At 71.9% G+C, this 13,749-nt stretch carries 9 protein-coding genes; 6 read left to right on the forward strand and 3 right to left on the reverse strand.

Features of this window, described 5'->3' with window-relative positions; translation table 11 throughout:
- Positions 1-64: 64 nt before the first annotated feature.
- Positions 65-1,987: a M3 family metallopeptidase gene (locus tag CUD01_RS00075; protein ID WP_141317698.1), complete on the reverse strand. Its 1,923-nt coding sequence runs from the start codon at positions 1,985-1,987 to the stop codon at positions 65-67.
- Between the two features lie 183 nt (positions 1,988-2,170).
- On the opposite strand from CUD01_RS00075, the gene CUD01_RS00080 reads away from it, so the two are divergent.
- The 6 genes from CUD01_RS00080 (at position 2,171) to CUD01_RS00105 (ending at position 11,430) form a co-directional block, all read left to right on the forward strand.
- Positions 2,171-5,935 carry a nitrate reductase subunit alpha gene (locus tag CUD01_RS00080; protein WP_141317700.1) on the forward strand — a complete coding sequence of 1,255 codons (3,765 nt, stop codon included), beginning with the start codon at positions 2,171-2,173 and terminating at the stop codon, positions 5,933-5,935.
- Between the two features lie 13 nt (positions 5,936-5,948).
- Positions 5,949-7,694 (forward strand): nitrate reductase subunit beta, encoded by a 1,746-nt coding sequence (gene narH / locus CUD01_RS00085; protein ID WP_243861009.1) that lies wholly within the window; start codon positions 5,949-5,951, stop codon positions 7,692-7,694.
- On the forward strand, positions 7,691-8,374 hold the full coding sequence (gene narJ, locus CUD01_RS00090) for a nitrate reductase molybdenum cofactor assembly chaperone (protein ID WP_141317702.1): 684 nt from the start codon (positions 7,691-7,693) through the stop codon (positions 8,372-8,374). Before narH ends, narJ begins: the two co-directional genes overlap by 4 nt.
- Entirely contained in the window at positions 8,374-9,132 is a 759-nt protein-coding gene (narI, locus tag CUD01_RS00095; protein ID WP_141317704.1) for a respiratory nitrate reductase subunit gamma, read from the forward strand. Before narJ ends, narI begins: the two co-directional genes overlap by 1 nt.
- Positions 9,133-9,158: 26 nt before the next feature.
- Positions 9,159-10,382 (forward strand): MFS transporter, encoded by a 1,224-nt coding sequence (locus tag CUD01_RS00100; RefSeq protein WP_141317706.1) that lies wholly within the window; start codon positions 9,159-9,161, stop codon positions 10,380-10,382.
- 103 nt (positions 10,383-10,485) lie between these two features.
- On the forward strand, positions 10,486-11,430 hold the full coding sequence (locus tag CUD01_RS00105; RefSeq protein WP_141317708.1) for a hypothetical protein: 945 nt from the start codon (positions 10,486-10,488) through the stop codon (positions 11,428-11,430).
- 94 nt (positions 11,431-11,524) lie between these two features.
- Here the strand turns inward: CUD01_RS00105 and CUD01_RS00110 are convergent, their stop codons facing one another.
- Complete coding sequence (locus CUD01_RS00110) at positions 11,525-12,343, reverse strand: AAA family ATPase (protein WP_141317710.1); 819 nt, start codon at positions 12,341-12,343, stop codon at positions 11,525-11,527.
- On the reverse strand, positions 12,340-13,743 hold the full coding sequence (locus tag CUD01_RS00115) for a TnsB C-terminal domain-containing protein (protein ID WP_094181098.1): 1,404 nt from the start codon (positions 13,741-13,743) through the stop codon (positions 12,340-12,342). Before CUD01_RS00115 ends, CUD01_RS00110 begins: the two co-directional genes overlap by 4 nt.
- Between the last annotated feature and the right edge of the window lie 6 nt (positions 13,744-13,749).

Genomic DNA, 13,749 nt, shown 5'->3' on the forward strand with positions numbered 1-13,749 from the left:
TGCGGATGACTGCGCGACCTTCCGAGAGATGCGCGACCTACCTGGGGAGACGCGAACGGCGGGGTCAGGGGGTGGTGGGGGTGAGCCAGGTGGTGAAGGGGTCGAACGAGCGGGGGCGGGACAGGAAGTCCTCGACCAGGTCCGCGGCGTCGCGGCTGCCGCCCGGCGCGAGGACCAGGTCCCGGTAGCGGCGGCCCACGGCCTCGTCCATCAGCGCGCCGTCGAACGCGGTGAGCAGGTCCTTCGCGATCACGAGCGACCACAGGTACGTGTAGTACGCCGAGCCGTACCCGTCGAGGTGCCCGAAGCCCGTGAACTGGTGGGTGTCCGGCAGCGACGCGTACGGGCCGAACCGCTCGTCGACCTGCGCGGTGAACGCGTCGAGGTCCTCCGGCGGTGTGGCGTGCAGGCCGTAGGACAGCGCGGTGAAGTTGAGCTGACGGCGGGTCCACGCACCGCGGCCGAACCGGTCGGCGCGGTTCATCCGCGCGACGAGCGACGCGGGGATCGGGGTGCCGTCGTCGTCGGTCGCGAACGACGCGAGCACGTCCGCGTCCCACGCCCACTCCTCGAGCAGCTGCGACGGCGCCTCGACGAAGTCCCACTCGGTCGCGACGCCCGTGAACGCGGCGTACCGCTGGTGGCCGCCGACGATCTCGTGGACCAGGTGGCCGAACTCGTGGAAGAAGGTGCACACGTCGTCGTGCTCCATGCTCCCGGTGGGGAAGTTGCACACCAGCACGCCCTCGGGCAGGCGTGAGTCCCGCGCCCCCGGCACGAGCGTGAACTGCGCGGCGTGGTTGAACTTGCCCGCGCGGGGGTGCATGTCGAGGTAGAAGCGGCCGAGCAGCGACTCGTCGGCGTCCACGGACCGCACGTCGTACACCTCGACCGACCCGTGCCAGGACGGTGCGTCGACGCGCGTGAACGCCAGCCCGAGCAGGCGGCCGACGGTCGCCATGACGCCGTCGCGGACCTTGTCGTAGCGGAAGTACCGGCGCACCTCCTGCGCGTCCACGTCGTACGTCTCACGGCGCACGACCTGGTCGTAGTACAGCGAGTCCGCGGGGGTCACCGCGGCGGCGGACGGGTCGTCGGCGCGCAGGCGCTCGAGCAGGACCGCGACGTCGCGCGCGGCGGGCTCGGCGGTGAGGGCGTCGAGCCGCTCGACGAACTCGGCGACCGCCGCGCCGGAGCCGATCATCTTGACCTCGGCGTCGTACGTCGGCCAGTCCGGGTAGCCGAGCAGGTGTGCGCGCTCGTCGCGCAGGCGCAGCAGCTCGGCGAGCACGGGCTCGTTGTCCGGGTACGCGATGCGCAGGTACTCGGTGGTCAGGGCGCGGCGCACCGACGCGTCGTGCGCGTACGTCCGCACCGGGATGAGGTCGGGGTACTCGGTGGTGAGCGTGACCAGCCCGTCGTCGTCGGCGGGACGGGCGGCGACGAAGTCCTCGGGCAGCCCCGCGAGCTGCTCGGGTCGCACCCGGATCGAGCGCGCGCCCTCCCGGATGTTGCGTGCGAACTCCAGCCCGAGCTCGGTGCAGCGCTGCGCGAGCGCTCGCAGCCGCTCGCGCTCCTCGGCGGAGCGGTCGACGCCCGCGCGGCGGAAGTCGCGCAGCACGTGCGCGTGCAGGCGGACCGAGTCGTCGTCGAGTCCCGCCGGGTCGGTCGCGCTGAACGCCTCGAACAGCGCACGGTCGAGGCCGCGCTCGGTCGCCAGGTCCTCGGCGGCCTGCGCGCGCGCCTCGGCGGCCTCGCGCAGCTCGGCGGCGGGGTGCACCTCGGCGAGGAGGTGGGCGGCGGCGGAGGCCCGCGCGAGCGCGTCGTCGGACGCGTTCCACAGGGCGAGCACCTCGGCGGCGGTGCGCGGCGAGCCGTCCTTGAGCGCCGCGAGGTGCGTGCGCGCCTCGTCGAGCGCACCGTCGACGGTCGTCGTGAGGAACGACGCCCAGCCGGCGTCGTCGGAGGGCAGCGTCGTGGGCGTCATGGCGGCAACGTACCCGCGGGCCGCGCGTCTGCCCACGCGTTTGCGGCGGGCATCGGACGGTCGCGTCGGACGGCCCGGGCGCGCACCGTCCCACCCCGGCGTGGGCGACCCGTTCCGAACGCGGTGCTTTTCCACGGTGCGTCCCGGGTGGTGCGGATCACACCGATCACTACATTCGAACCCATGGCAGAGCCGCACACCCCTGGCCTCGACGGACCGGCGTCCGACGTGCTGCTGCGCGCCGGCCGGTTCTTCTCGCGCTGGGACGAGACCGACGACGGCCGGGCCGTGTTCCGCGAGGGCGGACGACGCGGCGACGTGTTCTACCGGGACCGCTGGCGCCACGACAAGGTGGTCAGGTCCACGCACGGCGTGAACTGCACGGGCTCGTGCTCGTGGAAGGTCTACGTCAAGGACGGGATCATCACGTGGGAGGCGCAGCAGACCGACTACCCGTCGGTCGGGCCGGACCGCCCCGAGTACGAGCCGCGCGGCTGCCCCCGCGGCGCCGCGTTCTCCTGGTACACGTACTCGCCGACGCGCGTGCGCTACCCGTACGCGCGCGGTGTGCTCGTCGAGATGTACCGCGAGGCGAAGGCGCGCCTGGGCGACCCGGTCGAGGCGTGGGCGCAGATCACGGGCGACCCGGACAGGCGCCGCCGCTACCAGCAGGCCCGCGGCAAGGGCGGCCTGGTGCGCGTGAGCTGGGACGAGGCGGTCGAGATGGTGGCCGCCGCGCACGTGCACACGATCAAGACGTACGGACCCGACCGGTGCGCGGGGTTCTCGCCGATCCCCGCGATGTCGATGGTGTCGCACGCGGTGGGCACGCGGTTCATCCAGCTCATCGGCGGCGTCATGACGAGCTTCTACGACTGGTACGCGGACCTCCCGGTCGCCTCCCCGCAGATGTTCGGCGACCAGACGGACGTCCCCGAGTCGGGTGACTGGTGGGACGCGACGTACCTCATGATGTGGGGCTCGAACGTGCCGGTCACCCGCACGCCCGACGCGCACTGGATGGCGGAGGTGCGCTACCGCGGCACCAAGGTCGTCTCCGTCTCGCCGGACTACGCGGACAACACGAAGTTCGCCGACGAGTGGCTGCCGGCCGCGGCCGGCACGGACGGCGCGCTCGCGATGGCGATGGGTCACGTGGTGCTGCGGGAGTACCTCGTCGACCGTCAGGTGCCGTTCTTCCGCGACTACGTCTCGCGCTACACCGACCTGCCGTTCCTGGTGACGCTCGAGGAGCGTGACGGCGCGTACGTCCCGGGCCGGTTCCTGCGCGCCACGGACCTGTCCGACGAGCACGCGACCGACCCGGTGACCGCGCCCGACGCCGAGGGCGCGGCGTGGCAGACCGTGCTGCTGGACGCGACCACGGGGCGGCCGGTCGTGCCCAACGGCTCGTTGGGCTTCCGCTACACGGACTCCGGCGAGGGCCGGTGGAACCTCGACCTCGAGGGCGTCACGCCCGCGCTGAGCATCCGCGACGCGGCCTCCTCGTCGGACGCCGCCTCGTCGGACGCCGACACGTCGCCGACCGCCGTCGAGGTGCTGCTGCCCCGGTTCGACGACCCCGGCGGCGCGGGCGCGGTGCAGCGCCGCGGCGTGCCGGTGACGCGCGTGGACGGCCACCTGGTCACGACGGTGTACGACCTGACGCTCGCGCACTACGGCGTGGGCCGCGACGGTCTGCCGGGCGAGTGGCCCGCGGGCTACGACGACCCGACGCAGGGCTGCACGCCCGCGTGGCAGGAGCAGCACACGTCGGTCCCGGCGGACGCGTGCACCCGCATCGCGCGCGAGTTCGCGACGAACGCCGAGAAGTCGGGCGGCCGCTCGATGATCATCATGGGCGCGGGCATCTGCCAGTGGTTCCACGGTGACGCGACGTACCGCGCGATCCTCGCGCTGCTGGCGTTCACGGGCTGCTTCGGCCGCAACGGCGGCGGGTGGGCGCACTACGTGGGCCAGGAGAAGTGCCGCCCGCTGACGGGGTGGATCTCGCTCGCGAACGCGCTGGACTGGTCGCGCCCGCCGCGCACGATGACGGGCACGTCGTACTGGTACATGCACACCGACCAGTGGCGGTTCGACGGGTACGCGGCCGACGAGCTCGCGTGGCCGATGGCGGACGGCCACCTGACGGGCATGCACACCGCGGACACGATCGCCGCGTCGGCGCGGGCCGGCTGGATGCCGTTCTACCCGCAGTTCGACCGCAACCCGCTCGACCTGGCCGACGAGGCGCGCGCGGCCACGGAGCAGGGCGCGGCGCCGGACCCGGCGGCGCACGTCGCGGGGCAGCTCAAGGACGGTGCGCTGCGGTTCGCGGTGGAGGACGTCGACGCGCCGGAGAACTGGCCGCGGACGCTGGTGCTGTGGCGCTCGAACCTGCTGGGCTCGAGCGCGAAGGGTGACGAGTACTTCCTGAAGTACCTGCTGGGCACGCACTCGAACGTCGCGGCGCCGGAGCCGACGGCGCGGCCGAGCGACGTGACGTGGCGTGACGACATCCCGGAGGGCAAGCTCGACCTGCTCGTCAGCGCGGACTTCCGGATGACGTCGACGACGATGCTCTCGGACGTCGTGCTGCCGGCCGCGACCTGGTACGAGAAGCACGACCTGTCCTCGACGGACATGCACCCGTTCGTGCACGCGTTCTCCCCGGCGATCGACCCGCCGTGGGAGGCGCGCAGCGACTTCGACGCGTTCCACCTGGTGGCGCGCCGGTTCTCGGAGCTGGCGCGCACGCACCTGGGGGTGCGGCACGACCTGGTGAGCGTGCCGATGCAGCACGACACCCCGGGTGAGGCGCCGCGAGACGGCGGGGTCGGCGGGGACTGGCGGCGGGGGGACGCGCCCGCGGTGCCGGGCGTGACGATGCCGGTGCTCCAGGTGGTCGAGCGCGACTACACGGCGATCGCTGACAAGCTCGGGTCGCTGGGCCCGCTGGCGTCGACGCTGGGCTTCACGGTGAAGAACGTGACGTTCCGGCTCGAGCACGAGGTGGAGCGGCTGGCCCGTGCGAACGGCGTGATGCTCGGCGGTGCGGGGGACGGCCGCCCGGCGCTGGACACGGACGTCAAGCTCGCGGAGGCGATCCTGGCGCTGTCCGGGACGACGAACGGCGAGCTCGCGACGCAGGGCTTCCGCTCGCTCGAGCGGCGGGTCGGCAAGGAGCTGCACGACCTGGCGGAGGGCTCGGAGGAGAAGCGGATCACGTTCCCGGACACGCAGGCGCGCCCGGTGCCGGTGATCACGTCGCCCGAGTGGTCGGGCTCGGAGACGGGCGGGCGGCGGTACGCGCCGTTCACGCTCAACGTCGAGCGGCTCAAGCCGTGGCACACGCTCACGGGCCGGATGCACCTGTTCCTGGACCACGGCTGGATGAAGGACCTGGGCGAGGCGCTGCCGATCTACCGCCCGCCGCTCGACCTGCACCGCCTGCTGGGCGAGCCCGAGCTGGGCCCGGACGGCGCGAAGCAGGTCACGGTGCGCTTCCTGACGCCGCACAACAAGTGGTCGATCCACTCGGAGTACCAGGACAACCTGCTGATGCTCTCGTTGTCCCGCGGTGGCCCGACGTGCTGGATGAGCCCCGCGGACGCCGACGCGATCGGCGCGAAGGACAACGAGTGGGTGGAGTGCTCGAACGCGAACGGCATCTTCGTCGCGCGGGCGATCGTGTCGCACCGCATGCCCGAGGGGGTGGTGTTCGTGCACCACGCGCAGGAGCGCACGATCGACGTCCCGAAGACGGAGAAGACGCGCCGGCGCGGCGGCATCCACAACTCGGTGACCCGGCTGCTGGTCAAGCCGACGCACCTGATCGGGGGGTACGCGCAGCTGTCGTACGCGTTCAACTACCTCGGCCCGACGGGCAACCAGCGGGACATCGTCGCGACGATCCGTCGTCGTTCGCAGGACGTCGAGTACTGAGGAGGACGACGACATGCGCGTGATGGCCCAGGTCGCCATGGTGATGAACCTCGACAAGTGCATCGGGTGCCACACCTGCTCGGTGACGTGCAAGCAGGCGTGGACGAACCGTGCCGGCGTCGAGTACGTGTGGTTCAACAACGTCGAGACCCGCCCCGGGCAGGGGTACCCGCGCCGGTACGAGGACCAGGACCGCTGGCGCGGCGGGTGGACGCTCAACAAGCGCGGACGTCTGACGCTGCGCACGGGCTCGCGCGGCAGGCGCCTGCTGTCGATCTTCGCCTCGCCCGTGCAGCCCGAGCTCAACGACTACTACGAGCCGTGGACGTACGACTACGAGCGTCTGGTCGAGGCGCCGCTGGGCGACGACTTCCCCGTGGCGCGGCCGAAGTCGCTGATCACGGGCGAGGACACCAAGATCACGTGGTCGGCCAACTGGGACGACAACCTGGGCGGCACGCACGAGATGGGTCACCTCGACCCGATCGTCGAGAAGGTGCGGCGCGAGTCGGAGGACAAGATCCGCTTCGAGCTCGAGCGGACGTTCATGTTCTACCTGCCGCGCATCTGCGAGCACTGCCTCAACCCGTCGTGCATGGCGTCGTGCCCGTCGGGTGCGATCTACAAGCGCGCCGAGGACGGCATCGTGCTCGTCGACCAGGACCGCTGCCGCGGCTGGCGCCAGTGCGTGACGGGCTGCCCGTACAAGAAGATCTACTTCAACCACAAGACCGGCAAGGCCGAGAAGTGCACGTTCTGCTACCCGCGGCTCGAGGTCGGTCTGCCGACGGTGTGCGCGGAGACGTGCGTGGGCCGGCTGCGGTACATCGGGGTGTTCCTGTACGACGCGGACCGCGTGACGCAGGCCGCGTCGGTGCCCGACGAGAAGGACCTGTACGAGGCTCAGCTCGACCTGATGCTCGACCCGCAGGACCCCGCGGTCGTCGCGGCGGCGCGCGAGCAGGGCATCCCGGCGGACTGGATCGACGCGGCGCGGCGCAGCCCGGTGTACGCGCTCGCCAAGACGTACCGCGTGGCGCTGCCGCTGCACCCCGAGTACCGCACGATGCCGATGGTCTGGTACGTCCCGCCGCTGTCGCCGGTGGTGGACCTGCTGCGTGAGCAGGGGCACGACGCCGAGGACCCGGGCACCCTGTTCGGCGCGATCGAGGCGCTGCGCATCCCGGTGGAGTACCTCGCGGAGCTGTTCACCGCGGGCGACACCGAGATCGTCACGAACGTCCTCAAGCGGCTCGCGGCCATGCGCTCCTACCTGCGCGGCATCACGCTCGACGAGGGCGCCGACGAGTCGATCCCGAACGCCGTCGGCATGACGGGCCAGGCGATGTACGCGATGTACCGCCTGCTGGCGATCGCCAAGTACGACGAGCGCTACGTGATCCCCAAGGCGCACGAGGAACGGGGGCACGAGCTCGAGGAGCTGGGCTGCTCGCTCGACTACGACGAGGGCCCGGGCATGTACGAGTCGGCCGCGTTCGGCGAGGCGTCGGGCCGGCCGGTCCCGGTCGCGGTCGAGACGTTCCACGCGCTGCGCCAGCGCCAGACGTCGGAGGGCATCGCGCCGTCCGACGAGATGCGCGGCCGGGTCAACCTCCTGAACTGGGACGGCGTCGGGACCCCGCCCGGGCTGTTCCCCCGCAAGGACGGACCGCCGGAGAGCGCCGACGAGGCCATCGCCACCGAGGGTCGCGACGACCCGACGGACCACCCGGTGCGCGACGAGGAGGACGCCCGATGAGGCTGCGCACCCGCCGCTCGTCGGCCACGTCGACGAGCGCGCTCCCGGGCGCGGCCACGCGCGTCGTGCACCAGGTGGCGTCCTGGTGCCTCGCGTACCCGGACGAGGCGCTCGTCGAGCGCCTGCCGCTGCTCGCCGCCGCGGTCGACGAGCTGGGCGGCGGCCGGGCGCGCGACGGGTTGCGCACGTTCCTGGACCACGCGACCACGACGCCCCTGCCGTGCCTGCAGTCGGACTACGTGCACCTGTTCGACCTGTCCCGCAAGCAGGCCCTGTACCTGTCGTACTGGACGGACGGCGACACGCGCCGCCGCGGTGAGGTGCTCGCCGCGTTCAAGGAGCGCTACCGCGCGTCGGGCTTCCTGGTGGACACCCGCGGGGAGCTGCCCGACCACCTGCCGCTCGTGCTGGAGTACGCGGCGCTCGCGGACCCCGACGACGGTGCGGCGCTGCTGCAGGAGTACCGCGCGAGCCTCGAGCTCACCCGGTTCGCGCTGATCGAGGCGGGCACGCCGTACGCGGGCCTGCTCGAGGCGGTGTGCGCCACGCTGCCCGGCCCGTCGCCCGCCGACAAGGCGGCCGTGCACCGCATGGCGTCGGCGGGCCCACCCACCGAGAGCGTCGGTCTCGACGCGGCCGACCCGCGGCTGCTGCCGCTCACCGAGTCCGGGAGGTCCTGATGGACGTCGTCCTGTGGGGTGTGCTGCCCTACCTCGTCGTCGTGACGTTCGTCGGCGGCCTCGTCTGGCGGTACCGGTACGACCAGTTCGGCTGGACCACGCGCTCGTCGCAGCTGTACGAGTCGCGGCTGCTGCGCATCGGCTCGCCGCTGTTCCACTTCGGTCTGCTGTTCGTGATCGTCGGGCACGTCGTCGGGCTGCTGATCCCCGAGTCGTGGACGGACGCGGTGGGCGTCGACCAGGAGACGTACCACGCCGGTGCGCTGTGGATCGGGTCGGTCGCGGGGATCTGCACGCTCACCGGCATCGTGATCCTGATCGTGCGGCGCCGGCGCACCGGTCCGGTCTTCATGGCGACGACGCGCAACGACAAGCTCATGTACGCGGCGCTGGTGTTCGCGATCTGCACGGGGCTCGCGACGACCGTGATCGCCTTCTCTCAGGGCCACGACACGCACGACTACCGCACGTCCGTCTCGGTGTGGTTCCGCTCGCTGTTCACGCTGCGGCCCGACGTCGACGCCATGGCGGCCGCGCCGCTGCAGTTCCACCTGCACGTGCTCCTCGGGCTCGCGCTGATCCTGCTGTTCCCGTTCACGCGGCTCGTGCACGCGTTCACCGCACCCCTGCACTACCTGTTCCGCCCGTACGTGGTCTACCGCAGCCGTGACCGCCGTCCCACGCCCGGTGCGTCCGCGCCGCGGCGCGGGTGGGACCCCGTCGGCACGCGCGACCGCGACACCTCCACCCACCGCTGACGACCCCTGCGACCGGGAGCCGGCTCATGAGCACCTCGACGACGAGCGCCGCCACCACCGCGACCACCCAGGGCCGCGCGCGCAACCTCGCGCTCGCGACCTGGGCGTTCGCCATCACGTTCTGGGCCTGGGCGGTCGTCGGACCGCTCGCGGTCCGGTACACCGAGCAGCTCGGGCTCTCGGCGAGCCAGAAGTCGCTGCTCGTCGCGACGCCCGTGCTCGTGGGTGCGGTGGGGCGGATCCCGGTCGGGGCGCTCACCGACCGCTACGGCGGGCGCGTCATGCTCTCGGTGCTGTGCGTCGCGTCGGTGCCGCCCGTGCTGCTCGTCGCGTGGGCCGGTGAGCGCGAGTCCTACGCGCTGCTGCTCGTGTTCGGCTTCCTGCTCGGCATCGCGGGCACGTCGTTCGCGGCGGGCGTGCCCTTCGTCAACGCCTGGTACGAGCCCGCGCGGCGCGGCTTCGCGACGGGCGTGTTCGGTGCGGGCATGGGCGGCACGGCGCTGTCGGCGTTCTTCACGCCGCGGTTCGTCGAGTGGTTCGGGTACGTCACCGCGCACGTGATCCTCGCGGTCGCGCTCGCGGTCACGGGCGCGGTGGTCTGGCTGCTCGCGCGGGACGCGCCGGGCTGGACCCCCAGCACGCAGGCGGTCCTGCCGAAGCTCGCGGCGGCCGTGCGGCTCGGTGTCACGTGGCAGATGTCGTTCTTGTACGCCGTGACGTTCGGCGGGTTCGTCGCGTTCTCCACCTACCTGCCGACGTACCTCAAGGACGTCTACGACTTCGACCTCGCGGGCGCGGGCACGCGGACCGCGGGGTTCGCGATCGCGGCCGTGGTCGCCCGCCCGATCGGCGGGGTGCTCTCGGACCGCACGCACCCCAAGCTCGTCGTCGTCACGTCCCTCGCGGGTGCCGCCGCGTGCGCGGTCGTCATGGCGCTGAAGCCCGCCCCGGAGATCCCCGCGGGTGCCGTCTTCGTCCTCATGGCGTTCTTCCTGGGCCTCGGTGCGGGTGGCGTGTTCGCGTGGGTCGCACGGCGGGCACCCGCCGACCGCGTCGGTGCGGTCACGGGCGTCGTCGGCGCCGCCGGCGGGCTGGGCGGGTACTTCCCGCCGCTCGTCATGGGGGCGACGTACGACGAGGCCGCGCACTCCTACACCGTCGGGCTGGTGCTGCTCGTGCTGACCGCGCTGCTCGCGCTCGGCTACACGCTGTGGCGGCTGCCGCGCGAGGACCGCACGCCTCCGGCGTGACCTGACGCGGCTCCCGGACACCCCTCGGGGGCCGCTCGGCCGCCCGGTAGTCTGACCCCGCTCGGGCGGTCCGGGCCTCCACGGTGGACAGGAATCTCACGGCGTGCCCTCCCTACGCGCGATACGCAACCTTCACTTCGTCGGCCGACGGACGGACAAGGGCCGCATCGGCTGGTTGCGGGAGCTGACGGCCGGCGCGGGCCAGAGCAACGTCTTCAACGTCTCGGTGGTCCGCATCGGATCGCGGCTGCACGTCGCGTGGCGTGCGCTGCCGCACCCCGGGGCGCAGCGGCCGTTCCGCTCGTACTACACGTCGGTCGACCTGGACGGCGCGAACCCGGCCGAGATCGTCGACCTCACCGCGCACGGCGCCGCGCACGGCGTCACGGTCGTGGCCGACCCCAAGCTGTTCGTCGTGAGCGGCCGCGCGTACGTCACGTTCAACACCGGATCGGTCAAGGGCGAGGCGAAGAACGACATCTACGTCATGCGCGTCGCGCCCGAGCTGTGCCCGCCGCAGCGCTGCGTCGTGCACAAGCGTCGCCGGCAGGAGAAGAACTGGGTGTTCTTCGTGCACCCCGACGGCGGGATCGGCGTGGTCTACCAGGTCGAGCCGCTCATCCTGCTCAAGCACACGGGCGGGACGCTCGGGCGCGACGAGGACCTCAAGTTCTGGCGCCTGCCCCCCGCCGCCGAGCCGCGGCCCGTCCACCTGCACGCGCTCGGCACGCCGCTGTACCGCGAGGGGAACAAGTACTACGGGATCGTGCACGAGAAGCGACGCATCATGGGCCGCCTGCTCTACATGGGCCGCCCCGCGACGTTCACCGACCTGGGCCGGCCCGAGGCGACGGTCCGCCTGGGCCGCCGCCGGTTCGTCCACTCGTGGTCGTCGCTGCTCCCGCACCGCCGCCGGCACAACCCGCGCCTGTTCTCCGCCACGTACTTCTCCGGCATCACCAAGGTCGGCGGCGAGTTCCTGCTCGGGTACGGCATCAACGACAAGAAGCCCGGAATCGTGAAGGCGAGCCAGAAGCTGTGGAGCTGAGGACGTTCTACTGGGACGCGACCAAGAACGGCACGAGCACCGTGTGACTTTCGCCGGTGCGTGGCGGGGTGCTGGTGCTGATGGATGGCGGTGTCTAGGTCGTCCCGATGACGAGGGTGCTGGCTGCGGCTTCGACGACGTCGTTGGTGATGGTCTGCAGCTCGTTGATCTTCAGGACGCGTTCGATCTGGGGGAAGAGTCGCTCCAGGAGGCGGAAGTTGCCGCGGGTGATGCGGCTGATCGCGGCGATGGTCTGGGCGTCGGTGAAGTCGTCGGCGTTAAGGGTCTTGCCGAGGGCACGCCAGTGGCGTTGGAGGACGAACAGCAGCTCGTCGGTGCTCAGGGGCCGGTACTGATGGGCGAAGCCGACGCGGCTGTAGAACTGGGGGTAGTGGCTGAACTGCTTCTCCAGGCCCGGCATGCCGATGAGGATCAGGGCTATCTGGTCGCGGTCGTACCGGTCGCGTAGGAGCTCGAGCGCGGTGGGGCTGAGGCGTTCGGACTCGTCGACGATGACGAGCTGGACGTAGTTGGTGGGGCGCCGGGTGCCCCACCGGTCAAGGGGGATGCGGCCCGGGACTTCGACGTGCTGCTGGATGCAGATGCTGGTGCGCGTGATGATGCGGTCCAACTCCTCGCGCAGCAGCCGCGGGGTGACCAGGACCCCGGGTGTGTACAGGGCGGTGCGGTTCTTGGCCAGGGCGGCGTAGATCTTGGCGTCGTCCTCGCAGCGCGGGCCCCAGTCGGCGAGCAGCTCGTGCGCTTGGTCCCAGTGGGCGTAGCGGCGCGCGGAGACGGTCTTGCCGACCCCGGCCGGGCCGAAGCACAGCCCGATGGTGCGACTGCGCCGGACGGAGTCGGCGAACTCGGTGAAGCGGCGGTGCTCCTTGGTGACGATGAAGCGTTCGCTCACCTCAGGTCCTCCTTGTAGACCTTGAGCCGCGCCGAGCCCTGTGTCCGTGGCGGCAGCGGTCTGGTCGGGACCTCAGGGCTGTGGGCCGCGACCACGGCAATCCGCTCGTTGATGGCTCGGCGCAGGGCGCGGCGACGGGCGTTGCGGGCGGTCTGGACGTCCTTGAGGCTGATCTGCTGCGCGTGGTGGTCCTGGTCGACGGCGGTGCACAGGAACCGGTCGTGGTCGAAGACGCGGATCTCGGTGATGTCTCTGGGGTCGTAGCGGATGACCACGGGGCGCCCGACGAAGCCGGCGAGGGTCGGTGAGACGTAGCGCATGCCCTGGAAGTGGATGCCGTCGCGGCGCACCGTCCTGGATCGGGCGACGGTCAGCAGCAGCCCATCCAGGGCCTGGAGGGTGTCGGGAAGGCGTGGCAGCCAGCCGTCGGCGATCCACGCCGACCGCGGCGCGACGCCGAGCTCGCTGTGGGCCCGGCCGTTGTAGTCCAGGACGAACGCCCCGACGGCGGCGTCGAGGTCGGCCAAGGACAGGGCTGGCGTGGGCCAGCGCTCCCCGCCACTGCGGAGGTGTCCGGGCAGGGTCGTGAGCAGCTCGGTGTTGACCGTGCCGAAGAAGCGCTCGACCTTGCCCCGGCCTTGGGGTCTCGCGACGGCGGAGTGGATCAGGCGGACGTGCAGGTCGACCGCGGTGCGGGCCAGTTGGTCGCTGGTGAAGTCCGACCCGTGATCGACGTACAGCGCCTCGGGGATGCCGCACATCGGCCATCGCGGGTCGGTCTTGGGCCAGATCGCCTGCCGCAGCGCCAGGGCGGTGTGCATCGTCGACGGCGCACCGAAGAAGACCGTGTACCCGCAGATCGCGCGGGAGCAGTCGTCCATCACCACGGTCAGCCACGGCCGGGCCGGCTTGCCGTCCGTGCCGGCGAGCACGATGTCCAGCAAGGTGTGGTCGGCCTGCCACATCGCGTTGGGGTGGTCGGCCGTGCGCCGCAAGGCGAGCTCGTACTTGTCCCGGTAGGAGGCTGGTCCCTCGAGGGCGAGGGTGACCATGCCGGGGTCCAGTGCGGTGATGATCGATCGGACGACGCCGTAGGACGGGACTGGCCACCCGGTGCCGGCGCAGACCTTCACCACCGTCCGGTGGATCGCGGCGATTGGTGGGCGGGGTCGGGTCAGTCCGAGCCCTTCGATCAGGGCGATGAGGTCCGCCGGTAGGCGATGCCCGCCGGCGTCCGCCCGCGGCAGTCGGCTCAGGGCCGGCAGGCCGCCGGCGCGGTAGCGGGCATGCCAGCGTTCCAGCGTGCGCACGCCCAGGCCGTGGTGGCGGGCCAGCGCGGCGAGCGGGACCTGGTCCTCGACATGTAGCCGCAGGATCTGCCACCTCCCGTCCGCGTCCACGACCGG

It is taken from the genome of Cellulomonas uda (assembly GCF_006538705.1).
Classification (GTDB): domain Bacteria; phylum Actinomycetota; class Actinomycetes; order Actinomycetales; family Cellulomonadaceae; genus Cellulomonas; species Cellulomonas uda.